This window comes from Halomonas sp. DP8Y7-3 (assembly GCF_019801675.1).
GTDB lineage: Bacteria > Pseudomonadota > Gammaproteobacteria > Pseudomonadales > Halomonadaceae > Halomonas > Halomonas litopenaei_A.
Genome location: NZ_JAHVIO010000007.1, coordinates 1 through 600 on the forward strand (window position 1 = coordinate 1; position 600 = coordinate 600).

General features: G+C 51.3%; 2 tRNA genes and 1 rRNA gene. All 3 read right to left on the bottom strand.

The annotated features are described in order from the left end of the window. Positions 1–251: 251 nt before the first annotated feature. A tRNA-Ala gene (locus tag KUV86_RS09165) sits at positions 252–327 on the bottom strand. Positions 328–344: 17 nt separating this feature from the next. Continuing rightward, positions 345–421 (bottom strand) — tRNA-Ile (locus KUV86_RS09170). 83 nt (positions 422–504) lie between these two features. Next, positions 505–600 (bottom strand): 16S ribosomal RNA (locus KUV86_RS09175); the annotation flags it as partial.

Genomic DNA, 600 nt, shown 5'->3' on the forward strand with positions numbered 1-600 from the left:
CGCTTCATCGCTTGACCATATAACCCCAAAAGGTCTGTCAATCGATGATGTCACGACAATTGCCGGATACGCTTGAGACGTATCTTACTTTGTCAGCATGATATACATTGTTAAAGAGCGTTAGAGTCGAAACTCTAAGCGAGAGACTTAAAAACCGCCGTCCCGAGTTATCGAGCAGCGATGCAAGCATCTTGCTTAGAACTTCATGACAAGAAGACTGATTACCTGGCCCACCGTTATAGGCAATAAAGTGGTGGAGCCAAGCGGGATCGAACCGCTGACCTCCTGCGTGCAAGGCAGGCGCTCTCCCAGCTGAGCTATGGCCCCATATCGCAGTCCGAAGATGGTGGGTCTGGGCAGACTTGAACTGCCGACCTCACCCTTATCAGGGGTGCGCTCTAACCAACTGAGCTACAGACCCAGGCTTCAAACTAGCTTGTCATTACTCTTGCTTGATCAGGTAATTCATTGTGAGCACTTGCCGACAGTCAGCGACGTGTCGATTAAGGAGGTGATCCAGCCGCAGGTTCCCCTACGGCTACCTTGTTACGACTTCACCCCAGTCATGAACCACACCGTGGTGATCGCCCTCCGAAGTTA